General features: G+C 60.4%; 22 protein-coding genes. 20 read left to right on the forward strand and 2 right to left on the reverse strand.

The window, feature by feature from the left end; genetic code table 11:
- Window positions 1-221 precede the first annotated feature (221 nt).
- From EM858_RS22125 to EM858_RS22190, 14 genes are all read left to right on the forward strand, one after another.
- Complete coding sequence (locus tag EM858_RS22125) at window positions 222-689, forward strand: peroxiredoxin (RefSeq protein WP_020810868.1); 468 nt, start codon at window positions 222-224, stop codon at window positions 687-689.
- A gap of 14 nt (window positions 690-703) precedes the next feature.
- Window positions 704-1,528: a ferritin-like domain-containing protein gene (locus EM858_RS22130; RefSeq protein ID WP_065655196.1), complete on the forward strand. Its 825-nt coding sequence runs from the start codon at window positions 704-706 to the stop codon at window positions 1,526-1,528.
- Window positions 1,529-1,620: 92 nt separating this feature from the next.
- A complete protein-coding gene (locus EM858_RS22135) occupies window positions 1,621-2,919 on the forward strand; it encodes a M23 family metallopeptidase (protein WP_127757981.1) in 1,299 nt (432 codons plus the stop codon).
- Window positions 2,920-3,138: 219 nt separating this feature from the next.
- Window positions 3,139-4,635, forward strand: coding sequence for a DEAD/DEAH box helicase (locus EM858_RS22140; RefSeq protein WP_003520451.1), 1,497 nt, complete (start codon window positions 3,139-3,141; stop codon window positions 4,633-4,635).
- An 8-nt stretch (window positions 4,636-4,643) separates the two neighbouring features.
- Window positions 4,644-5,069 (forward strand): NUDIX domain-containing protein, encoded by a 426-nt coding sequence (locus tag EM858_RS22145; protein WP_127757982.1) that lies wholly within the window; start codon window positions 4,644-4,646, stop codon window positions 5,067-5,069.
- Between the two features lie 772 nt (window positions 5,070-5,841).
- Window positions 5,842-7,023, forward strand: coding sequence for a branched-chain amino acid ABC transporter substrate-binding protein (locus EM858_RS22150; protein WP_164865527.1), 1,182 nt, complete (start codon window positions 5,842-5,844; stop codon window positions 7,021-7,023).
- Window positions 7,024-7,155: 132 nt separating this feature from the next.
- On the forward strand, window positions 7,156-7,833 hold the full coding sequence (gene rpe / locus EM858_RS22155; protein ID WP_003520447.1) for a ribulose-phosphate 3-epimerase: 678 nt from the start codon (window positions 7,156-7,158) through the stop codon (window positions 7,831-7,833).
- 41 nt (window positions 7,834-7,874) lie between these two features.
- A complete protein-coding gene (locus EM858_RS22160; RefSeq protein WP_127757984.1) occupies window positions 7,875-8,372 on the forward strand; it encodes a hypothetical protein in 498 nt (165 codons plus the stop codon).
- 90 nt (window positions 8,373-8,462) lie between these two features.
- Window positions 8,463-9,770 carry an adenylosuccinate lyase gene (gene purB, locus EM858_RS22165; RefSeq protein ID WP_020810926.1) on the forward strand — a complete coding sequence of 436 codons (1,308 nt, stop codon included), beginning with the start codon at window positions 8,463-8,465 and terminating at the stop codon, window positions 9,768-9,770.
- An 81-nt stretch (window positions 9,771-9,851) separates the two neighbouring features.
- The gene (locus tag EM858_RS22170) at window positions 9,852-10,415 is read left to right on the forward strand and encodes an alpha/beta hydrolase (RefSeq protein WP_080816746.1); all 564 of its coding nucleotides are present in this window, start codon (window positions 9,852-9,854) and stop codon (window positions 10,413-10,415) included.
- Between the two features lie 203 nt (window positions 10,416-10,618).
- Window positions 10,619-11,383 carry a phosphoribosylaminoimidazolesuccinocarboxamide synthase gene (gene purC / locus EM858_RS22175; RefSeq protein WP_003520440.1) on the forward strand — a complete coding sequence of 255 codons (765 nt, stop codon included), beginning with the start codon at window positions 10,619-10,621 and terminating at the stop codon, window positions 11,381-11,383.
- Between the two features lie 56 nt (window positions 11,384-11,439).
- Window positions 11,440-11,682: a phosphoribosylformylglycinamidine synthase subunit PurS gene (gene purS / locus EM858_RS22180; RefSeq protein WP_003507918.1), complete on the forward strand. Its 243-nt coding sequence runs from the start codon at window positions 11,440-11,442 to the stop codon at window positions 11,680-11,682.
- A 19-nt stretch (window positions 11,683-11,701) separates the two neighbouring features.
- Window positions 11,702-12,373 (forward strand): phosphoribosylformylglycinamidine synthase subunit PurQ, encoded by a 672-nt coding sequence (gene purQ / locus EM858_RS22185; protein WP_080816744.1) that lies wholly within the window; start codon window positions 11,702-11,704, stop codon window positions 12,371-12,373.
- A 65-nt stretch (window positions 12,374-12,438) separates the two neighbouring features.
- A complete protein-coding gene (locus EM858_RS22190) occupies window positions 12,439-12,843 on the forward strand; it encodes a hypothetical protein (protein WP_127757985.1) in 405 nt (134 codons plus the stop codon).
- A 134-nt stretch (window positions 12,844-12,977) separates the two neighbouring features.
- Here EM858_RS22190 and EM858_RS22195 read toward each other — a convergent pair whose 3' ends face one another.
- A complete protein-coding gene (locus EM858_RS22195) occupies window positions 12,978-13,283 on the reverse strand; it encodes a DUF1127 domain-containing protein (protein WP_080816742.1) in 306 nt (101 codons plus the stop codon).
- A 93-nt stretch (window positions 13,284-13,376) separates the two neighbouring features.
- Here EM858_RS22195 and EM858_RS22200 point away from each other — a divergent pair, with 93 nt between their 5' ends.
- The 3 genes from EM858_RS22200 (at window position 13,377) to EM858_RS22210 (ending at window position 17,413) form a co-directional block, all read left to right on the forward strand.
- Complete coding sequence (locus EM858_RS22200) at window positions 13,377-14,795, forward strand: PLP-dependent aminotransferase family protein (protein ID WP_127757986.1); 1,419 nt, start codon at window positions 13,377-13,379, stop codon at window positions 14,793-14,795.
- Window positions 14,796-14,928: 133 nt separating this feature from the next.
- Entirely contained in the window at window positions 14,929-17,163 is a 2,235-nt protein-coding gene (purL, locus tag EM858_RS22205; RefSeq protein ID WP_127757987.1) for a phosphoribosylformylglycinamidine synthase subunit PurL, read from the forward strand.
- 16 nt (window positions 17,164-17,179) lie between these two features.
- Window positions 17,180-17,413 (forward strand): BolA family transcriptional regulator, encoded by a 234-nt coding sequence (locus tag EM858_RS22210; RefSeq protein ID WP_003507909.1) that lies wholly within the window; start codon window positions 17,180-17,182, stop codon window positions 17,411-17,413.
- 142 nt (window positions 17,414-17,555) lie between these two features.
- Here the strand turns inward: EM858_RS22210 and EM858_RS22215 are convergent, their stop codons facing one another.
- Window positions 17,556-18,704 carry a hypothetical protein gene (locus tag EM858_RS22215; protein ID WP_127757988.1) on the reverse strand — a complete coding sequence of 383 codons (1,149 nt, stop codon included), beginning with the start codon at window positions 18,702-18,704 and terminating at the stop codon, window positions 17,556-17,558.
- A 211-nt stretch (window positions 18,705-18,915) separates the two neighbouring features.
- On the opposite strand from EM858_RS22215, the gene EM858_RS22220 reads away from it, so the two are divergent.
- The 3 genes from EM858_RS22220 (at window position 18,916) to EM858_RS22230 (ending at window position 20,991) form a co-directional block, all read left to right on the forward strand.
- Entirely contained in the window at window positions 18,916-19,164 is a 249-nt protein-coding gene (locus EM858_RS22220) for a hypothetical protein (protein WP_078052777.1), read from the forward strand.
- A gap of 145 nt (window positions 19,165-19,309) precedes the next feature.
- Entirely contained in the window at window positions 19,310-19,645 is a 336-nt protein-coding gene (gene grxD, locus EM858_RS22225) for a Grx4 family monothiol glutaredoxin (protein WP_003520429.1), read from the forward strand.
- A 137-nt stretch (window positions 19,646-19,782) separates the two neighbouring features.
- A complete protein-coding gene (locus tag EM858_RS22230) occupies window positions 19,783-20,991 on the forward strand; it encodes a multidrug effflux MFS transporter (protein ID WP_127758031.1) in 1,209 nt (402 codons plus the stop codon).
- The last annotated feature ends 57 nt before the right edge of the window (window positions 20,992-21,048 follow it).

A 21,048-nucleotide genomic window follows, 5' to 3' on the forward strand; every position in this document is an offset into this window, starting at 1 on the left:
CCCTTGAATAGCTTTGTTTCGCCGCAACACCGAAGCGGGATGGCGAAAAGTGTAAGCGGTTTTCGTCCGGAATCCCGCTTTAATTCTTTAGCCCGGATAACGATTGAGATTTAAGATCGTTTCGACCCGAAATCTAAATAGTGATCTGGACGACGCGCGGTTTCGCTATATATCGAATGTGGCGACTTTTCCTCAACATCCCGGCGAAAGAAAGGTAGATTATGACAGACTTGACGATTGGCGGCCCGGCTCCCGATTTTACTTTGCCCCGCAACGGTGAAGGGACGGTGACATTGTCCAAACTGCAAGGCAAGGCCGTCATCCTCTATTTCTATCCGAAGGACGATACTTCCGGCTGCACCGCAGAAGCCATCGACTTCAGCGCGCTGGGCGGCGAATTCGAGGCAGCCAACGCCGTCGTCATCGGCATTTCGCCCGACAGCGTCAAAAGCCACGACAAGTTTGCGGCAAAACATTCGCTATCCGTCATGCTCGCTTCCGACGAAGAGAGGAAGGTTCTGGAAGCCTATGGCGTCTGGAAGGAAAAAAGCATGTATGGCAAAAAATACATGGGTGTCGAACGCACGACCGTCCTCGTTGCCCCGGATGGAAAAATCGCGGAAATCTGGAACAAGGTGAAGGTCGCGGGCCATGCCCAGGCCGTTCTCGAGGCTGTGAAGAAGCTCTGAGGGACCAACCCGTCGTGACGCCCCCGTTCAAAATCATCTCGCTGCGAGGCGGCGCGACGGATGCCATCGTGAGCGCCGATCTCGACAGAAAGACCGCACTCGCGCAGGAAACGGCGACACGCTGGTTCGAGCGCCGCCTGTCGCTGCGCTCGCCTCTCGACCCGCCGCTGCCCGAGCGGCCGGGCAGACCCGAGAAACCGGAACTCGTGCCGCCAACCGCCGTGGAACGCCGCTCCCTTCACAGCGTCAGGGGCCGCATCGCGCTGCTGCACGCCATAGCCCATATCGAACTCAACGCCGTCGATCTCGCGCTCGATATTGTCGCCCGTTATGCCAGCGAGCCGGTGCCGCATTCCTTTTTCGACGGCTGGATGCAGGTCGCCTTCGAGGAGGCGAAACATTTCCGGCTGGTGCGGGACAGGCTGAGAAGCCTCGGCGCCGACTATGGCGATCTGCCGGCCCATGACGGGCTCTGGCAGGCCGCGCATTCCACCCGCAACGATCTCACTGCACGGCTCGCCGTCGTCCCGCTCATTCTGGAAGCGCGCGGACTGGACGTCACCCCTTCCCTGCAGGCGAAGATGCGTGAGACGGGCGATCTCGAAAGCGCCGCCGTTCTCGATGTCATCTATAATGACGAAAAGGGCCATGTCGCCATCGGCGCGAAATGGTTCCGGTTCCTCTGCGCCCGTGAAAAGAAGGACCCGGCCGCAACCTTCAGGCAGCTGGTGCGCGCGAATTTCCGCGGCCCTTTGAAACCGCCCTTCAACGACATCGCCCGCGCCGAGGCCGGCCTGACGCCCTCCTTTTACCGCTCGCTCACATCCGTCAGCCAATAGCCGACATCGCCAAAAGGCCTCTCCGGCAAAACTTCGTTAACCTTAACGAATTATGATTTCCCTTAAGAAATCGGCCAGTCCGGAGAGAGATTGTGACTGATACGGCGGAAAACCGGGTATTCGGCAAAAAGCGTGAGCCTCACGTGCTCATTCTCGCGCGCGGCGACAGGGTGCGGCACATGACCATCCGTCCGTGGATGGCGGCGCTTGCCGGCTGCACGATCGGCCTTTTCTCGCTCGGTTATCTCGGAGCCACAGGCTATCTCATTTTGCGTGACGACCTGATCGGCGCGACCATGGCCCGCCAGACCCGCATGCAGCACGACTATGAAGACCGCATTGCAGCGCTGAGAGCTCAGGTGGACCGTGTCACCTCCCGGCAATTGCTCGATCAACAGGTCGTTGAAAAGAAAGTGGAAAAGCTGCTGGAACAGCAGGCGGCGCTGACCTCGCGGCACGGCCGCATGAGCGAATTGCTGGAGCGCGCCGAAAATTCCGGCATCGCCGCCTCCCCGGCCGCACCCTCTTCTCTTTCGAACGCCATGGCGCCGGAAAAACGCGCTGACCTCTCCGGCGGCCTTTCAGCCATTGAAAAGCTGATGACGCCACGCAAGCCGCAGGTGGAAAAGCCGGCCACATCGGACAGACGCGCCGCCTATGTACCCGAAGCCGGCGAAACGCCGTCCGACCGGGCCGACCGGGTGTTTTCCAAGGTGACCCTGTCGCTGAAGGATATCGAACGCCAGCAGATATCGCGCATCGCCAGACTGACCAGCGACGCCGAGGACAAGGCGAATGCGATGCAGGACATCATCCGGCAGGCGGGCCTGAAAATCGAAGAGAACGGCAATGACGACATAGGCGGCCCCTATGCCGACCCCGAGCGCGGTGACACCGATCCTTTCAACCTGTCGCTCACCAATCTCGACAATGCGTTGAACCGGCTCGACATCGTCAAGGAAACCGCGACCACCCTGCCCTTCGGCAACCCGGCCCCCGGCCGGGCGATCACCAGCCGATTCGGCAACCGGATGGATCCGTTTCTCGGCCGCCCGGCCCTGCATACCGGCATCGATTTTCGCGCCGAAACCGGTGCCGACGTCAAATCCACCGGCGCTGGCAAGGTGACGGCCGCGGAAAATTCCGGCGGCTACGGCAATATGGTCGAGATCGATCACGGCCAGGGCGTGTCGACGCGATTCGGCCATCTCTCCGCGATTCTGGTGAAAGCCGGCGACAGGGTCGAGGCCGGCGACATCATCGGCCGCGCCGGCAGCACCGGCCGCTCCACCGGTCCGCATGTGCATTACGAGGTGCGCCGCAACGATACGCCAGTCGATCCGATGCGCTTCCTGATCGCCGGAACGGAACTCAAAACCTATTTAAAATAGCAGCCCGATTTTAATGCTTTTTTTGCGCTTTTTACGATAAATCGCTGAAATCTGCACCAAAGGCCCAGAAGCCCCGCCCGAACCCCGCTGTTTCGTGCGCTTTTCCCGTTGTTTCCTTGACTTTCCGGCAATTTGGGCATATCCCCGCGCCAAGTCTTTGCAAGTGCCGTCGCGGCACGCAGGTGTTCTTACCGAACCAGAACGGAAAAAGTTCTTCCTTTGACAACATTCTCTGATCTTGGCCTGAGCCAAAAAGTTCTTTCCGCTATTGCAGATGCCGGCTACACGACGCCGACACCCATTCAGGCTGGCGCCATTCCGCCGGCGCTGGAAAAGCGTGATATCTGCGGTATCGCACAGACCGGCACGGGCAAAACCGCGTCCTTCGTTCTGCCGATGCTCACCCTGCTCGAGAAGGGCCGCGCTCGCGCCAGAATGCCGCGCACGCTGATCCTCGAGCCGACCCGTGAGCTGGCAGCGCAGGTGGCTGAGAACTTCGAGAAATACGGCAAGAATCACAAGCTGAACGTCGCGCTCCTCATCGGCGGCGTTTCCTTCGAAGACCAGGACCGCAAGCTTGAGCGCGGCGCCGATGTGCTGATCTGCACCCCCGGCCGCCTTCTCGACCATTGCGAGCGCGGCAAGCTTTTGATGACCGGCGTGGAAATCCTCGTCATCGACGAAGCCGACCGTATGCTGGATATGGGCTTCATTCCCGATATCGAGCGCATCGCCAAGATGATCCCGTTTACCCGGCAGACGCTGTTCTTCTCGGCCACCATGCCGCCGGAAATCCAGAAACTGGCCGACCGGTTCCTGCAGAACCCGGTTCGTGTCGAGGTCGCCAAGCCCTCCTCCACGGCAAAGACCGTTGCCCAGCGCATCGTTGCCGCGCACAACAAGGACTATGAAAAGCGCGCCGTGCTGCGCGATCTCGTCCGCGCCGAAGAAGCCGAACTGAAGAACGCCATCATCTTCTGCAACCGCAAGAAGGATGTGGCCGACCTGTTCCGTTCGCTCGACCGTCACGGTTTTTCCGTCGGCGCGCTGCATGGCGACATGGACCAGCGTTCGCGCACCACGATGCTGCAGAACTTCAAGGACGGCAATCTGAAGCTGCTCGTCGCCTCCGACGTTGCCGCACGCGGCCTGGACATCCCCGATGTCAGCCACGTCTTCAACTTCGATATTCCCATTCATTCGGAAGACTATGTCCACCGCATCGGCCGTACCGGTCGTGCCGGCCGCTCGGGCAAGGCCTTCACCATCGTCACCAGGAGCGACACGAAGTATCTCGACGCGATCGAAAAGCTGATCGGCGAAAAGATCGAGTGGCAGAACGGTGACCTCTCCACCCTTCCCGCGCCCATGGAAAGCTTTGAAAGCAATTCCGGCCGCCGGGGCAAGGAACGGGGCGGCAGGGGCCGCGACCGCAACCGTCGCGACGCAGCGCCGGTCGAAAACATCAATCAGGGTGCACAATCCGCTGCGGACACGGACATCGCGGCTCATGGAGACGACAAGGTGAAAGCAGAACGCAAGCAGGAAAAGACCCCGCGCAATTCCGACCGCAACAGCCGCAATCCGCTGCACGCCAATGACGACAACCGCGACCGCCGCCGCCATTATCGCGACCATGACGATGGCCCGACACCGGTTGGTTTCGGCGACGACATCCCCGCTTTCATGCTGATCGTGGCCAACGCCAAGGCCTGACCGCGGGAATGGACAGCATGAAGCCGACCGCCAGGCCAGGTCTCGATTTTCCGGGTGTCGGCGTCGGCCTCGCCATCCTGCGTGACGGCCGCGTGCTTTTATGCCGGCGCTTGAAGGCGCCGGAAGCCGGATACTGGAGCATTCCGGGCGGCAAGGTCGATCACCTTGAAACTTCCCTCGCCGCGGCACGCCGCGAGGCCGAAGAAGAAACCGGGCTCAAGATCGGCAACGTCGAATTCCTCTGCCATAGCGAATTCATCGATCCGGAAGATCGCCACCACTGGGTTTCGCTGATCTTCGTCACCCACGATGCGCAGGGTGAGCCGGCACTGACCGAACCCGACAAGCTTTCCGCCATCGGCTGGTTCGATCCGGATAAGCTTCCCGAACCCATCTCCGCCTTTGCCAGGGACGCCCTGGCCGCCCTTAAATAAAGCCGCACAGGCAGCCGACCGAACTCGCTTGCGGGCGCCAATTGCCGTCAACGGGCATTTTCAAGCAGTCATATTGATCTGTACGTCGGAGCCGGCTTCGCCCCCTCCGCGCGATATCTTTTCCATAAATTCGAAAATGAAAGAACGTCTTTGCGCAGGACTTTTCTAATTCAATTTTAAATTGCTTAAATTAGCTCCATGTAAAAAACCGCCCCAGTTTCCCGAAGCGGTTTATACGTAATGAAAAAAATAGAATATGAAAAGCAATATAGTCTGGCAGTGCTTATAATCGGAACACTTTCCGAGGCCTGTTACAGCCAATTTCAGTCGTCCCCTGAAACAGTTATATCTAAGCTAATCATTTACTTTCCGTCAAGCAAATCTTCTCGCAAATGCGAAAAAAACATGGCGGAAAAGAGGTGAATGATGGGAAGGTTTATATATTTACCTTATATATCAATAAATTACAAATATGAAAATAAAATGTGCATCTTTTTGTGCTGCACTTTAAAAAGCAGAATCGCAGGCCGGCTTTCTCTAAACTGTGCTTATACGCGCCACATGTAATGGATTTATGAAGTAACGCCCGCCCCGACAATGATGTGAAATACTTCTCCACCCATCCGGCGCAGGAGCGAATTGCTCGTCGGCAAAAATAATCCTTTAATAAAAACATGGTGCGCAATTATATCGAACAGCAACAACTACAAGCTGCGACAACGACCCGCCCTCTAGAATCGGACAACTTCAGAGCAAATCCGCCGTCCCGCGGATGGCGATATGCGAATATGATGGAACATCGGCGATTTTTCCTTTGGAAAACCGGTTGTTGCCGATAAACATCAAGCCGGGACAACAGGATTTCTATCGCGTCATGCTTTCACTTCGCCTGCTAACGATCATCGCCGGTTTTGCCCTTGCGGGCTCAGCAAGCGCGGCATCGATTGGCATCGTTGCGCCCCAGAGCGGTCCTTACGAACTCCTGGGGCAGCAGGTACGGCAGGGTGCGACGGCGGCCGCGGCGAAGCTCGGGCTGGATGTCGTCGAAATCCATGAAAGCTGCGAAGATGGCAGCGGCGGCGCCATTGCCGATGGCCTCGTGGCCGCCAAGGTCAGCGCCGCAATCGGTTTCTTGTGCACCGAAACGCTTCAGGATGTTCTGCCGCCGCTGAAAGCGGCCGCCATTCCCGCCATCACGCTTTCCAGCCGCGCGCCGATCCTGATGGAAGACGCCCTGAAATACGGCTGGCCGCTCTTTCGCCTCGCCCCGTCCGACAGGGCCGAATCGGACAGGATCGCGGAGATCATCCTGCGCGACTGGAAGGGACACTCCATCGGGCTTGTGGATGACGGCACGATCTACAGCCGCGAACTGGTCGACCGCATCCGCTCGTCGCTCGAGGAAAACGGTCTGAAGCCCACCCTTGCCGATACGATGCGGCCCAACCAGGAACAGCAGGTAGCGCTGGTGCGCCGGCTGGCACGCACCGGCATTTCCCATGTCTTTATCGGCGCGGAGCGCAATGACGTCGCCATCATCGCCAGAGATGCCGGGTCGGAGAACATTCCCCTCACCGTCATGGGCGGCGATGCCATGAATGCGGCCAACAATCCGGTCCCTTTGGCCGCGAATGTGCTGGCGGTCACCCGCCCGGCCTATGATACCCTGCCATCGGCCCAGGCGGTTGCCGGCGAACTGCGCGGCGCCGGTATCGAGCCGGAAGGTTACGTCCTGCCGGCCTATGCGGCAGCGGAACTCACCGCCGCCCTTGCGGAAGCCACGCAGGCACAGTCGAAACCCGCGCCGGAGATACTGGCGGGCGGCACCCTTTTCAAAACCGTTCTCGGCGATCTTGGCTTCAGCCCGTCGCATGACCTTTTGGACAATCCCTATCGCCTGCAGCGATGGAACGGCCAGCGCTTCGAACCGGCGGACAAGGCTGAAAGACAATAGGCGAAACCCGCGCCGCCGAAAATTCGAGGAAACGCAGCTGAAAACCGCCGGCAACCGCGCGGGCAGCCGTTTCAAACCCCGATACTTGGTGTTAAAGGCAGCTTACGCAACGCGTCGAGAGGAGTTTGCCCCATGTCCCTGCCCATCCGCATAGCCCCGTCCATTCTGGCTGCCGATTTCGCCAAGCTCGGACAGGAAGTCGCCGATGTCACGGAAGCGGGCGCGGACTGGATTCATCTCGATGTGATGGATGGCCATTTCGTCCCCAACATCTCCTTCGGGCCGGATGTCATCAAGGCGCTGCGGCCGCACAGCATGGCCTTCTTCGACTGCCATCTGATGATCGCACCCGTCGACCCGTACCTCGAAGCCTTCGCCAAGGCGGGCTGTGACAGCATCACCGTGCATGCCGAAGCCGGGCCTCACCTGCACCGCTCGCTGCAAACGATCCGCGGGCTCGGCAGAAAGGCCGGCGTGACGCTCAACCCCGCAACACCGCTTTCGGTCATCGAAAACGTGCTTGACGATGTCGATCTCGTCCTGATCATGAGCGTCAATCCCGGTTTCGGCGGGCAGAAGTTCATTCCGGCCATGCTGGACAAGATCCGCGCGGCAAAGGCCATGATCGGCGACCGGCCGATAGAACTCGAAGTGGATGGCGGCGTGACGGCGGAAACCGCAGGCGCGATCGTTGCCGCCGGTGCGAATGCGCTGGTGGCCGGCTCGGCCATCTTCAAGGGCGACGGCGTTGCCGACTACCGCAAGACGGTCGCGCAACTGCGCCACGCAGCGGAAGCCGCGCGGACATAACCGCCGCCGAAGGGGGCACGGCAAGGCGTTGGGGGATCGGCATGGAAAGCGACAGGCGGGGTTTCCGTGACACGGCTTCGGCGGCGCTGTTTCCGCTGCTCGGCGCGCTTGTCTGGGCCGTCTGTTCCAGCGCCGCCGCCGCTATCGGCCTCTATGTCAGGAACCGGCTGGAAACCGACCATGCCGCCGACATCGTCATGCTTTTCTTCGCGGGCGGTCTTTTCGGCTGGCTGCTGGCCATGGCGGCGCTGCACTTCCTACCTGCTTCCACGGCCCTGCCGCTGCGTTTTGCGGCGGCCTGTCTTGCCATCGCTTTTTTCACGCTGGCAGTTGCGGCGGCGTTTTTCGCTTTCGAATACCGTATTTTCTATGCGCAATGGCACGCGCCGGCATTCTCCCGCATCTGGTTTTTCCAGCAGCTCTTCACATCGCTCGGCGCGATTTACCAGTTCTGCATTCTCGGCCCTGGCTTATATTTTCCCTTTGCCATCGTTCCGCTCCTGCCTGCGGGCGCAATCCTCTGCCGACGTGCGCAATGAGCAACAGAGGCATGTAGCTTGATAGATTGAGATTACCGGAACACTTTGCTAAACGGGCAGCAAAATTCCTCCACAAAGAAAGTCATTGCCATGATCCCTCGTTACTCCCGGCCGGAAATGGTCGCCATCTGGTCGCCGGAAACAAAGTTCCGCATCTGGTTCGAGATCGAGGCATATGCCTGTGACGCACTTGCCGAACTCGGCGTTATCCCGAAGTCCGCTGCCCAGACCATCTGGGAAAAGGGCGGCAGCGCCACCTTCGACGTCGCCCGCATCGATGAAATCGAGGCCGTCACCAAGCACGACGTTATCGCCTTCCTCACCCATCTTGCCGAGTTTGTCGGTCCCGACAGCCGTTTCGTGCATCAGGGCATGACCTCGTCGGACGTGCTCGACACCACGCTTAACATCCAGCTCGTGCGCGCCGCCGATCTGCTGCTCGCCGATATGGACCGGGTGCTGGCGGCGCTCAAGACCCGCGCCTTCGAACACAAGAATACGGTGCGCATCGGCCGCAGCCACGGCATCCACGCTGAGCCGACCACCATGGGCCTGACCTTCGCCCGCTTCTATGCCGAGATGCACCGCAACCGCGAACGCCTCGTCAATGCCCGTGCGGAAATCGCCACGGGCGCAATCTCCGGCGCCGTCGGCACCTTCGCCAATATCGACCCGCGCGTCGAAGAACATGTCTGTGCCAAACTCGGCCTCATCCCCGAGCCGGTCTCCACGCAGGTCATCCCGCGTGACCGCCACGCCATGTTCTTCGCAACCCTCGGCGTCATCGCCTCGTCGATCGAAAACGTCGCCATCGAAATCCGCCACATGCAGCGCACCGAGGTTCTGGAAGCGGAAGAGTTCTTCTCGCCGGGCCAGAAGGGCTCGTCCGCCATGCCGCACAAGCGCAACCCGGTTCTGACCGAAAACCTGACCGGCCTTGCCCGTCTGGTGCGCATGTCGGTGGTTCCGGCCATGGAAAATGTTGCGCTGTGGCACGAGCGCGATATCAGCCACTCCTCCGTGGAGCGCGCCATCGGCCCCGACACCACTGTCACTCTCGATTTCGCACTGAACCGCCTGGCCGGCGTCATCGAAAAGCTGGTGATCTACCCGGACAACATGTTGAAGAACATGAACAAGTTCCGCGGCCTCGTGCATTCTCAGCGCGTTCTCCTGGCACTGACGCAGGCCGGCGTATCGCGCGAAGACGCTTACCGTCTGGTACAGCGCAACGCCATGAAGGTCTGGGAACAGGGCGCCGATTTCCTTGAGGAACTGCTGGGCGACGAGGAAGTGCGCGCCGCACTTCCCGAAGAGGTGATCCGCGAAAAGTTCGACCTCGGTTACCACACCAAGCATGTCGACACGATCTTCACCCGCGTCTTCGGTAACGCCTGAGACTTGAACTGAGTTTGAGACCTTGAAGTTAATGCCGCCGCGACCTTGATCGCGGCGGCATCGCAACACAGATATGGGCGCATGAAAGTTTCAGAAGCAGATATCCTGATCGTCCCCGGTTATACCAATTCCGGCCCCGACCACTGGCAGAGCCGCTGGGAGCGCAAGCTTTCCACCGCACGCCGCGTCGAGCAGGCCGAATGGTCCAAACCCGTGAAGGAAGACTGGGTCGCCCGGCTGGTGGAAGAGGTCAATGCCTCCACCAGGCCTATCGTCCTCGTCGCCCATTCGCTCGGTGTGCCGACCGTCATCCATGCCCTACCGGAAATCGGCAAGAAGGTTTCCGGCGCGCTGCTCGTCGCACCGCCCGATGTCGCCAATCCCGATATCCGGCCGAAGCACCTGATGACCTTCGGGCCTTACCCGCGCGATCCGCTGCCTTTCCCGGCGATCACCATCGCCAGCCGCAACGATCCTTTCGGCTCCTATGAACATGCCGATGACATCGCCGCCGCCTGGGGCTCGCTTTTGATCGACGCCGGCATGTCCGGCCATATCAACACCGAGTCCGGCCATGGTCCGTGGCCGGAAGGCGGTATGGTCTTCGCGCAGTTTTTGAGCCGGCTGAAGGCTGTCGAGCCCTGACGGCACCAGCCCGGCGGACCGCCTCCCCTTCGATCAGCCCCGGAAGTTTAATTTCCGGGCGCAGCGGTTTCCCCGGCCTGTCACAAGAATTGAAGGGAAATATGCGAGCCGCATTGTAGAATGCACTCTTTTCCTTTATGGGACCGCTTCAAAGACCAAACGCAACGCCACCAGAATCGGCGTCAACCAAGAGACCTGCAATTATGAACCGTCGCCGCCGTATTTACGAAGGCAAGGCCAAGATCCTCTACGAGGGTCCGGAGCCAGGCACGCTTATCCAGTTCTTCAAGGACGATGCGACCGCCTTCAACAAGAAGAAACATGAAGTCATTGACGGCAAGGGCGTGCTGAACAACCGTATCTGCGAATACGTCTTCACGCATCTGAACAAGATCGGCATTCCCACGCACTTCATCCGCCGCCTCAACATGCGCGAGCAGTTGATCAAGGAAGTGGAGATGATCCCGCTCGAAGTCGTCGTGCGCAATGTCGCTGCCGGCTCGCTGTCGAAGCGCCTCGGCATCGAGGAAGGCGTGGTGCTGCCGCGCTCCATCATCGAGTTCTATTACAAGTCGGATGAGCTCGAAGACCCGATGGTCTCCGAAGAGCACATCACGGCTTTCGGCTGGGCCAACCCCGCCGAGCTCGATGACATCATGGCGCTCGCCATCCGCGTCAACGACTTCCTCTCCGGCCTGTTCCTCGGCGTCGGCATCCAGCTCGTCGATTTCAAGATCGAATGCGGCCGCCTTTTCGAAGGCGACATGATGCGCATCATCCTCGCCGACGAGATTTCGCCCGATAGCTGCCGCCTGTGGGACATCGAAACCCAGAAAAAGATGGACAAGGACCTGTTCCGCCGCGACATGGGCGGGCTTCTCGAAGCCTATTCCGAAGTCGCGCGCCGTCTCGGCATCATCAATGAAAACGAACCGATCCGCGGCACCGGCCCTGTCCTCGTGAAGTAATATCGGCCTCGTGAAATAATATCGACACCGCAAGGGTAAAATCAGGAGAAGATCAGGTGATCAAGGCACGGGTGACTGTTACGCTGAAGAACGGCGTTCTCGATCCGCAGGGCAAGGCAATCGAAGGCGCGCTCGGCAGCCTCGGTTTCGGTGGCGTCGGCCATGTCCGTCAGGGCAAGGTCTTCGACCTGGAGCTGGAAGGCGCCGACAAGGCCAAGGCCGAGACCGACCTGAAGGCAATGTGCGAAAAGCTTCTGGCCAATACGGTCATCGAAAACTACGCCATCGCCATCCTCTGAAGCCCCAGGAGCCGCTCCGATGAAATCCGCTGTCGTCCAACTTCCCGGCCTCAACCGCGACCGCGACATGATCGCGGCGCTGACGAAAATCTCCGGAAGCGCGCCCGTCACCATCTGGCAGACGGAAACGGATATTCCCGACGTCGACCTGATCGTCATCCCGGGCGGTTTCTCTTATGGTGACTATCTGCGTTGCGGCGCCATCGCCGCGCGCATGCCGGTCATGCAGGCCATTCGCGAAAAGGCCGAAAAGGGCGTCAAGGTTCTCGGCGTCTGCAACGGCTTCCAGATTTTGGTTGAGGCGGGCATGCTGCCGGGTGCTTTGATGCGCAACGCCTCGCTGAAATTCGTCTGCCGTGAAGTGAAGCTCGAAGTTGCCAACAACGACACGGATTTCACCCGCGCTTATGACAAGGGCCAGATTCTGCGCTGCCCCGTCGCCCACCACGACGGCAACTATTTCCTCGATACGGATGAGCTAAAGTCCGTGGAAGACAACGGCCAGGTGGTGTTCCGTTATGCCGACGGCACCAACCCCAACGGTTCGCTGAACGACATCGCCGGCGTCATCAACGCCAGGGGCAATGTCCTCGGCATGATGCCGCATCCGGAAAACCTGATCGAAGCCGCCCATGGCGGCAATGACGGTCGCGGCCTCTTCGCTTCGGCGCTCGGCGTCGTCGCAGCCTGATAGACCGGGCGGGCTTCGAGCCCGCCTTTTTTGATGCCGTTTCGGCTTCTCTTCTGGATGACCTGATGCCCCGTCTTCTTCGACACAATGCCTACAAGGCCGCCGCATTGATCCTCGCGGCGACGGCACTTGCCGCCTGCCAGCCGAAACCGCAGCCCTCGTCCTCCGTCTCCCGCGCGGCCCTGCCGACCATGGAACGGATCGCGCTTGGTGCGAATGCCTGCTGGTTCAAATCGGGCGACGCGGCGTTCAAGGCCTATCGCCTGGCGCCGGAACTCAACTCCTTCTCCGGCCGTCCGCGCATCCTGCTTGTGCCGCGCAACAGCCCGGAATCGCGGCCCATGCTGGTGGTTCAGGCCGAAGGCAACCCGGCGAAACTCGATGCTTTCGGCCCCGTGATGAACGAAGCCCTTTCCGGCCGCATCGCAACCGACGTCAAGCGCTGGGCGAATGGCGGCAAGGGCTGCTGATCGACAGACACTGGCCCCCCGTGAGAACGCGGCCGGCATAAAAAAACCCGCCAGCGCCGGTTGGGATTGGCATGGCGGGTTGCCGAATGGCTGCTTGGCGCCGGGGAAAGAAGGCGCCGCTCTCCGACAAAAAATCAAAGCGGCCGCGGCGGCCAGGAAAAGAGCCGGGATTTTGCCGCCTCCTTCAAGGCTTCATCCCGCGTAACGCCGATATCGTCCAGCAGATCGTCCGAAAGTTCCCGCAGGGCAAAACGTCCCTGACGTTTCCGCTGCCATGAGGACACGCCCGCAATCAGGCGACCAATAAGCGTGTGGGCGATCCTGGCCGGAAAGGGCGCCGGTGCGACCATGTCGCCGGCATCGCGGAACACGCGTTCCCGTTCGTAGCCGTCAGGATAGAGTGTATCCGCTGTCGAAAGGTATTGATCCATCTTGCGCATATTGCACCTATTGTCTCCGTGCGTTTGGCCTCACTCAATGCAGACAATAAATACAATTGACTTAGGGATAGATACAATGCATAAATTGTCACCATGACAAATTGGCTTCCCGACATTACCGAGGGCGATGGCCCGATTTACCTGCGCCTCGCCGACAGTATCGAAGGCGCGATTTCCGACGGCATCCTGCAGGCCGGCTCGAAACTGCCGCCGCAGCGCAATCTTGCCTACGATCTCGGTGTGACAATCGGCACAATCAGCCGGGCCTATGCGCTGATCCATGAGCGTGGCCTCGTCAGCGGCGAGGTCGGACGCGGCACCTATGTCAATGAGCGCAAGACCCCTGCCCCGTCATTGCCCATGGAGCCGGTAACGGCCGCCTTCGGCAGCACGCGCCACGCCGTCGACACCAGCGCGGAATTCCGGTTGAACACCACCGCCGCGCCGGATGTCGGCCAGAGCGGGCTGATCGCCCGGCACATCGAGGCGGTGACCAGAGAGCATCCCCACGACATTACCAATTATGCCCGCTCCTTTCCCGACAACTGGTGTATGGCGGGCGTTCGCTGGCTTTCCCAGAACGGCTGGTCGCCGAAGCCGGAAAACATCGTTTCGACGCTTGGCGCCCATGCGGCGGTGATGAGCGTGATGTCCGCGATGACCGCGCCGGGCGACCGCATCGTCTTCGAACCCGTCACCTATTCCCACATCAGCCGCAGCGCCGCCCTTGCCGGTCGGCGGGTGACGCTGGTGGAGGCGGATGAGAACGGCATTGTCCCGGATGATTTCGAACGCGTCTGCGCCCAGCAGCATCCCAAGATGATCTTCCTGATGTCGGCCGGCCAGAACCCGACCTGCGCCACCCTGCCGGAAGACCGCCGCCGTGCGATTGCCGATATCGCGCGCCGCTACGGTGTGTGGATCGTCGAGGACAATCTTTATGGCGCGATGACGCGCGATGCGATCCCGCTGATCGCCGAATTTGCGCCCGACATTACCTTCGTCGTCGGCGGCCTGTCGAAATCCGTGGCCGCCGGCGTGCGCGGCGGCTGGGTCGCCTGTCCCGCGCAATATTCCTCGCGCATCCGTATTTCCCACTCGATGATGACGGGCGGCCTGCCCTTCATGCTGGCCGAACTGAATGCGCGCCTCGTCAATAGCGGCGACGCCCACGATATCCGCAAGGATTGCATCGCCGAACTGAACGGGCGCGAGGCGATTGCCCGGCGCGTCTTTACCGGGCTGGACTTCAATTCGCTGCCCGATATCGCCTTCCTGTGGCTGAGACTGCCCGAACCATGGCTTTCCGGCACCTTCCGCAACGCAGCGATGAAGGAAGGCGTGCTGATCGATGACGAGGACGAGTTCAAGGCCGGCCGGACGGACAAGGTTTTCCACCGCGTCCGCATCAGCTTTTCCGGGCCCTCCACCCGCGAGGAGCTGACCCATGCCTTCGGCATCCTCCGCCACCTGCTGGATAACGGCTCCGCCGGCTATGAAAGCGTGGCGTGATACGGGTCGCAACGGGTGAATAACCGCATAAACCGCCAATTAGCCGGCAAAGCGGCGCATTTTCCTGTCGCGCCATGGAGCCTCTTGCGCTAAAGAACCGGAAACTTTCCTCGGCTCGAACCGCGTGAGACCTATGTCTATCTCAAACTCCATCAAGATCACCCCGGAACTCGTTGCATCCCACGGGCTGAAGCCCGACGAATACCAGCGTATCCTCGACCTGATCGGACGGGAGCCGAGCTTTACCGAGCTTGGCATCTTCTCGGCCATGTGGAACGAGCACTGCTCCTACAAGTCCTCCAAGAAGTGGCTGAAGACCCTGCCGACCAAGGGTCCGCGCGTCATTCAGGGCCCTGGCGAGAACGCCGGCGTGGTCGATATCGACGATGGCGACTGCGTCGTCTTCAAGATGGAAAGCCACAACCACCCGTCCTATATCGAGCCCTACCAGGGTGCGGCGACCGGCGTCGGCGGCATCCTGCGCGACGTCTTCACCATGGGCGCCCGCCCCATCGCAGCCATGAACGCCCTGCGTTTCGGTGCGCCGGATCATCCGAAGACCCGCCACCTCGTGGCAGGCGTCGTCGCCGGTGTCGGCGGATACGGCAATTCCTTCGGTGTGCCGACCGTTGGCGGCGAAGTGGAATTCGATCCGCGTTATAACGGCAACATCCTCGTCAACGCCTTCGCAGCCGGTCTTGCCAAGTCCAATGCGATCTTCCTCTCGGAAGCCAAGGGCGTCGGCCTGCCGGTCGTTTATCTCGGCGCAAAGACCGGCCGCGACGGCGTCGGCGGCGCGACCATGGCGTCTGCCGAATTCGACGAGTCCATCGAGGAAAAGCGCCCGACCGTTCAGGTCGGCGACCCCTTCACCGAAAAATGCCTGCTGGAAGCCTGCCTCGAGCTGATGAAGACCGGTGCGGTCATCGCCATTCAGGACATGGGTGCGGCCGGCCTCACCTGCTCGGCCGTCGAAATGGGCGCCAAGGGCGATCTCGGCATCGAGCTTGACTTGAACGCCGTACCGGTGCGCGAAGAGCGCATGACGGCTTACGAAATGATGCTGTCGGAAAGCCAGGAGCGCATGCTCATGGTTCTCGAGCCCTCCAAGGAAGAAGTCGCCAAGGCGATCTTCGTCAAGTGGGGTCTGGACTTCGCCATCGTCGGCAAGACCACCGATGATCTGCGTTTCCGCGTGCTGCACAATGGCGAGGAAGTCGCCAACCTGCCGATCAAGGAACTGGGCGATCAGGCTCCGGAATATGACCGCCCGTGGACGCCCGCCAAGGTGCCCGCGCCGCTTTCGGAAAACGACGTCCCCGCCGCCGATATCGCCGATGCGCTGGTATCGCTGGTCGGTTCGGCCAACAATTCCTCGCGCCGCTGGGTCTACGAACAGTATGACACGCTGATCCAGGGCAATTCGCTGCAGCTTCCCGGCGGCGATGCCGGCGTGGTTCGCGTCGAAGGCCATGACAGGAAGGCGCTCGCCTTCTCCTCCGACGTGACGCCACGTTATGTCGAGGCCGATCCCTTCGAAGGCGGCAAGCAGGCCGTGGCCGAATGCTGGCGCAACATCACCGCAACGGGCGCTCTGCCGCTGGCGGCCACCGACAACCTCAATTTCGGCAATCCGGAAAAGCCCGAGATCATGAGCCAGCTGGTCCATGCCATCAAGGGCATCGGCGAAGCCTGCCGCGTGCTGGAATTCCCCATCGTTTCCGGCAACGTCTCGCTCTATAACGAAACCAACGGTCAGGCGATCCTGCCCACCCCCACCATCGGCGGCGTCGGCCTCCTGAAGGACTGGAGCCGCATGGCGCGCATCCGTTTCGCCGCCGCTGACGAAGTGGTGCTGCTCGTCGGCGCCCCTGCCGGCCTCGGCACGCATATCGCCCAGTCGGTTTACATGCGTGACATTCATGGCCGCATCGATGGCCCGGCGCCGCATGTCGATCTGGCCGCTGAAAAGAACAACGGCGATTTCGTCCGCAGCCTCATCACCGACGGCCTTGCCACCGCCGTTCACGATTGCTCCTCGGGCGGTCTGGCGCTTGCGGTTGCCGAAATGGCGATTTCGTCGGGCATCGGCGCAACCATCGACGCCGTCGAAGGCCACAACCCGGTCCTCACCTTCTATGGCGAAGATCAGGGCCGTTACGTTCTGACGGTCAAAAAGGACGATCTCGACGAGGTGCAGACAGCGGCGAAGGCGGCGGGCGTTTCCTGCCCGGTCATCGGCGTTACCGGCGGTTCCACCGTAAAGCTGGGCACGGCGCGGGCTGTCGAGATTAAAGAATTGCACTTGGCCTATGAATCGTGGTTCCCTCAATTCATGGACGGCGAAACTTTGCTCGCCGCAGAATGAATTAAGGAGAAACACCATGCCCATGAAACCCGGCGACATTGAAGACATGATTAAGGCGGGAATTCCCGGGGCAAAGGTCACGATCCGCGATCTGGCCGGTGATGGCGATCATTACGCGGCGGAAGTCGTTGCGGAAGCATTCAAGGGCAAGACCCGCGTGCAGCAGCACCAGATGGTCTATGACGCGCTGAAGGGCAATATGGGCGGCGTTCTGCATGCCCTTGCCCTGCAGACCTCGGCTCCGGAATGATTGCGCCCGTGAAAGCGGTTCCGGCAACAGACCGTCTCTGTCCCGCCTGCGGCCGAGCGTGAAACCTGCGGAATAAATCAAGGCCCGCGTGATACTCTCACGCGGGCCTTTTTTCATGTCCGGCCGAATGGGTTGGTGCCGCTTACAAGGCGGGCGGCGTCTGCGAATCCAGAGCGGCGAAGGAGGCGGCCGGCAAGGGGCCCGCCGTCAACAGGGTAAAATCGTAACCGGATCTGCGATCCGGCCCCAGCACATATTGCCGGTGCATGCGCAGGAAGTTGCGCTTGTTCTTCTTATAGCGGTCTGGCGAGAGCGAATGCTTGAAACGGATCGGTACGATCTTCGGCTGCGGCGCATCCCTGTGACCGGTCAGGCCAACCGTATTGCACCGGTAGAGATGAATAGGATCGGTCAGGCACTGGATATCGAACCATGTCACCTCCGGGTGACGCGCAATCATGCCGATGCTTTGGCGAAGCCGGTCCGCGCTCGACAGGAACGCACATTGCAGCGCCGCCCCGCCCAAGGTCGCAAAGGACAGTTTCCGGCCATCCAGCGCATCCGGCTTCAGTTCCAGCACGCGGCCGATCACGGCGAGCGCAAGGCTGGCGCCCATGCTGTGGGAAACCACCAGAACCTCATCCGCGGGCTGCTCCAGCGCCGTCAGAACGAGTGCTGCCCTCTCCTCGATCCAGTCACGGGCAATCGGCTCATCGCGGCCGACCGCGAGCGCGAACCGCCAGTCCGCATAAAGATGCAGGGTGTGAAACCGCTCCGCAAACGGCAGGAAAGCCTTCACGAAAAACAGGGCGGCGACGGGAAGACTGATCACGAAAAGCCAGAGCGGTAAACCAAAAAGCCATGGTGAGAGCGCAATGCCTGCAGCAAGCGCACCGCCGACAAGCATCAGCAGGAACGGAAAGATGAAGAAGAGGCCAAAACGCCAGGCGTGGCGGAAATAACGCGCCGCACCGCCCTCGGCGATGATGCCGGCTCCGGCCTTGAAGCCGAGCCAGATCTGCCGCCAGACTGGCGCATCGCGCAATTGCGATATTACCGCATTATGGTCGTAGACGAAAATGTCGGAGCGCGTCCGCCAGTCGCCCGCCGAGGCCTCCACCGTGAATGTTTCACCCCCAGGCGCATTCTCCAGCGGCCCCACGGCATAATCGACATCCCATGTCTTGCCGGAGAGCGCCGCCGCCCGCTGGTAACGCAGATGATGGGCGGCCGCATCGAGCGGATCGAAACCGGGGAAATAAAGAACAAGTCGTGACTTGACGGCTGGCATGCATAAACCTTCGGCCGGAGCATTTCCAGTAAAAGCGCAATCGCTTTTACGTCGGGACAATGCGTAAAAACAAAGAGATAGCGCGCTTTTGCGTTTCGGAGGAAAGCAAATGCGCGCTAGAGACACCCGAAAGGATCGCTTGATACAGCGGGCGATGCACGTATAGTAAAAATCGCGACGGAAATGTGATTTATTTATCGGTGAGGGAAATTTGTCTGGCATCGTCGATCAAGTACTCAACGGCGTCGTCAAGGGCGCGCTCTCTGAAATCCTCACCAAGACCGGCATCCGCAAGACGCGCCGCGCGCGTCGGACGAAAAGCACCGGCTCGCTTGCCGGCGGCATCGTCGGCTCGGTTCTGGAAGCCGCGATCAACGCCGCCATCAAACCCAAGCCGGCCAAGAAGCAGGTGAGCAAAAGGCGCACAGCCGCCGCCCGCAGCCGGCAGAGATATCGTTGATCCGCCACAGGCCGATATTTGACATGCGTGCACCGCATCGGGGACGGATTTTTTACGCTTCCCGGGTGGAAATCGCGCCACGACATGTTATCTAGGAACAAACAGAAAGCAGCGGCCTTGAACCGCATGTGAAAGGAATAGGCCTATGAGCGGCATTCACGACATGATCGACAGCGAAGTGAAGAGCAACGACATCGTTCTTTTCATGAAGGGCACCCCGCAATTTCCGCAGTGCGGTTTTTCCGGCCAGGTGGTACAGATCCTCGATTATCTCGGCGTCGACTACAAGGGCATCAACGTGCTTGCCGATGCAGATATCCGCCAGGGCATCAAGGACTACTCCAACTGGCCGACCATCCCGCAGCTCTACGTCAAGGGCGAATTCGTCGGCGGCTGTGACATCGTAAGAGAGATGTTCCAGTCCGGCGAACTTCAAAACCACTTCCAAGAACAGGGTATCAGCGTCCGCGGCGCGGCCTGATTTCGGCCGGTTCATCCGGCCCACCCTGATTGTCAGAAATTTATGCCAGGCGTTGCTTCATGCAACGCCTTTGCCGTTCTTTTTGGGGCAATCCTGTGACAAATCTTTCACAATCCACCGCTTCGCGCGCAGGCTCGATGGGGCGCACGGAATTCATCGCGCTGGCCGCGATGCTGATGGCGCTGAACGCGCTCGCCATCGACATCATGCTGCCCGGTCTTCAGGAAATCGGCGCCTCGCTGGGCGTCGAGAACGAAAACCACCGCCAATATGTGATTTCCAGCTATCTTCTCGGCTTCGGCATCGCCCAGCTTCTCTACGGACCGATTTCGGACCGTTTCGGACGCCGCAAGCCGATGTTCGTCGGGCTTGCCATCTACATCGTTTCAGCCATCGCCGTGGTCTTCGTACCGTCCTTCTCCGGGCTGCTGATGCTGCGCTTCATTCAGGGTATCGGTTCGGCGGCGACGCGTGTCATCACGGTCTCCATCGTGCGCGATATCTATGGCGGACGGCAGATGGCGGAAGTCATGTCGCTGATCATGATGGTCTTCATGGTCGTACCGGTCATAGCGCCCGGCACCGGCCAGATCGTGCTGTTTTTCGGTGACTGGCACCTGATCTTCGCTTTCATGGCGGCCATTGCCGCCGTGGTGACGGCCTGGATGTATTTCCGCCTGCCGGAAACCCTGCATCCGGACGATATCCGCCCCTTGACCGCAAGCTCGATCCTCGGCGGTTTCAAGATCGTGCTCACCAACCGTATCGCGCTCTGTTATACGCTCTCCAGCACCTTCATCTTCGGGGCGCTGTTCGGCTTCATCAACTCGGTCGAACAGGTCTATAAGGGCATTTACGGGCTCGGCGCATGGTTTGCGGCGGCTTTTGCAGGCGTGGCGCTGTTCATGGCCTTCTCGTCCTTCGTCAATGCAAGGCTGGTCGGCCGGTTCGGCATGCGCAAGCTGTCGCACGGCTCGCTGCTTGGCTTCATCGCCATCACCTTCCTCTGGCTGCTGGTGCAGGTGCTGGGGCCGGAACCGATGCCTTTCGCCATCTTCATCGTGTTCTTCGCGCTCGCCATGTTCCAGTTCGGCTGGATCGGCTCGAACTTCAACTCGCTGGCGATGGAACCGCTCGGCCACGTCGCCGGCACCGCATCGTCCGTCATGGGTTTCATGGGAACCGTCGGCGGCTCGCTGATCGGCGCGGCCATCGGCCAGTCTTTCAACGGCACGGCGCTGCCCATGGTGGCGGGTTTCTTCACCGTCTCCATCGTCGGCCTCATCTTCGTGCTGATCGGCGAAAAGGGCGTGCTGTTTCAGGCGCATAACAAGCCGACGCGGTGAGGGGCGGTAGAAAAATGAAAGGGCGCGGAATTCTGTTCCGCGCCCTTAATGTGACAA

The sequence above is a fragment of the Agrobacterium sp. CNPSo 2736 genome (genome assembly GCF_004005385.1).
GTDB lineage: Bacteria > Pseudomonadota > Alphaproteobacteria > Rhizobiales > Rhizobiaceae > Agrobacterium > Agrobacterium leguminum.

Coding starts and splice junctions, on each gene's coding strand:
- EM858_RS22125 (WP_020810868.1), top strand. CDS start 222: ATGACAGACTTGACGATTGGCGGCCCGGCTCCCGATTTTACTTTGCCC.
- EM858_RS22145 (WP_127757982.1), top strand. CDS start 4,644: ATGGACAGCATGAAGCCGACCGCCAGGCCAGGTCTCGATTTTCCGGGT.
- EM858_RS22150 (WP_164865527.1), top strand. CDS start 5,842: ATGGCGATATGCGAATATGATGGAACATCGGCGATTTTTCCTTTGGAA.
- rpe (WP_003520447.1), top strand. CDS start 7,156: ATGTCCCTGCCCATCCGCATAGCCCCGTCCATTCTGGCTGCCGATTTC.
- EM858_RS22160 (WP_127757984.1), top strand. CDS start 7,875: ATGGAAAGCGACAGGCGGGGTTTCCGTGACACGGCTTCGGCGGCGCTG.
- purB (WP_020810926.1), top strand. CDS start 8,463: ATGATCCCTCGTTACTCCCGGCCGGAAATGGTCGCCATCTGGTCGCCG.
- EM858_RS22170 (WP_080816746.1), top strand. CDS start 9,852: ATGAAAGTTTCAGAAGCAGATATCCTGATCGTCCCCGGTTATACCAAT.
- purC (WP_003520440.1), top strand. CDS start 10,619: ATGAACCGTCGCCGCCGTATTTACGAAGGCAAGGCCAAGATCCTCTAC.
- purQ (WP_080816744.1), top strand. CDS start 11,702: ATGAAATCCGCTGTCGTCCAACTTCCCGGCCTCAACCGCGACCGCGAC.
- EM858_RS22190 (WP_127757985.1), top strand. CDS start 12,439: ATGCCCCGTCTTCTTCGACACAATGCCTACAAGGCCGCCGCATTGATC.
- EM858_RS22195 (WP_080816742.1), bottom strand. CDS start 13,283: ATGCGCAAGATGGATCAATACCTTTCGACAGCGGATACACTCTATCCT.
- EM858_RS22200 (WP_127757986.1), top strand. CDS start 13,377: ATGACAAATTGGCTTCCCGACATTACCGAGGGCGATGGCCCGATTTAC.
- purL (WP_127757987.1), top strand. CDS start 14,929: ATGTCTATCTCAAACTCCATCAAGATCACCCCGGAACTCGTTGCATCC.
- EM858_RS22210 (WP_003507909.1), top strand. CDS start 17,180: ATGCCCATGAAACCCGGCGACATTGAAGACATGATTAAGGCGGGAATT.
- EM858_RS22215 (WP_127757988.1), bottom strand. CDS start 18,704: ATGCCAGCCGTCAAGTCACGACTTGTTCTTTATTTCCCCGGTTTCGAT.
- grxD (WP_003520429.1), top strand. CDS start 19,310: ATGAGCGGCATTCACGACATGATCGACAGCGAAGTGAAGAGCAACGAC.
- EM858_RS22230 (WP_127758031.1), top strand. CDS start 19,783: ATGGGGCGCACGGAATTCATCGCGCTGGCCGCGATGCTGATGGCGCTG.